Source organism: Oleiphilus sp. HI0061, assembly GCF_001635675.1.
Genome location: NZ_LWFE01001867.1, coordinates 1 through 990, shown reverse-complemented (window position 1 = coordinate 990; position 990 = coordinate 1). Strand labels below are relative to the sequence as shown.

Annotated in this window: 2 protein-coding genes; both read left to right on the top strand. The window is 43.7% G+C overall.

Going from position 1 to position 990, the window contains the following annotated elements:
* On the top strand, positions 1-359 hold a 359-nt coding region (locus tag A3735_RS28385), incomplete at its 5' end, for an FAD-dependent oxidoreductase (protein ID WP_197486125.1).
* 135 nt (positions 360-494) lie between these two features.
* Positions 495-990: hypothetical protein (locus A3735_RS28380; RefSeq protein WP_156499998.1), on the top strand; the 496-nt coding region annotated here is incomplete at its 3' end.

Sequence of the window (990 nt, the reverse complement as noted above, 5' to 3'; positions counted from 1 at the left end):
AAAAACGTGAGAATATTACTATTCTGCGTAATGTAGCGACCAAAGAAGTCTTGGCTGAAGGTGGCAAGGTTGTTGCCTTAGCATACGAAGATCGTGATAGTGGTGAAATTAAGCGCCAGGAATTATCAGGCATTTTCGTCCAAATAGGCTTGGTGCCCAATAGTGGCTTCCTGGAAGGCATTGTAGAAATGAACGCCTATGGCGAGGTAATTGTAGACGCCAAAGGTCAGACTGACGTACCAGGAATCTTTGCCTGCGGTGACGTGACGACCGTGCCTTATAAACAGATCGTGATCGCTATGGGGGAAGGTGCCAAAGCTTCTCTTGCAGCCTTTGACTACTTGCTAATGCAAGGCTAGCCTAAAAAAGCCAGTCCCAGGTATATTGAGCCAATTGGGGCTGGCTTTGTTTTACTAGCGGTAAATCTTCTCTAGACTTTACTTTCTGCTCTGTTATGTTTGTATCAGACCATGACATAGCCAAGCAGACCCTTAATGAAAATTATTGAGCCCAATCTCTGTAATTGTGAATCCTTAGTGGATTTGATCTATGCAGAAACCTCCAAGAATCTTGATGAGCGATTTGTTCGCGCGGTCGGCAAGTTATTAAATCCCGGTTATGTCCGTTTATGTCTTGGGGATTATAGACACAGCACTGAGCTTGTCGTGCTCGCCACTTATCAGCCAGTCTCTGGTGCTAAATCCGAATCAAAGGTTTCACTTAATACCAAGGCTCTAGCAGAGCCGGAAACGGTATTTCCGATACATTTGAGTACCGGGCAAGAAATTAGCATGTTGCTGGATATAGAGCCGAAAGTCAGTTTGATCAATCAAGTCGTTCAGCTCATCGCGGTTTATGTTAATCAACATGGCCATTTAAATCGATCTAATAAAGACCAGCTTACAGCTTTAAAAAATCGCCGCTCCTTTGATCTCGAATACACGCAATTAACCGATAATGCTAAGTCGAATGATGAGAATGTTATTGCTG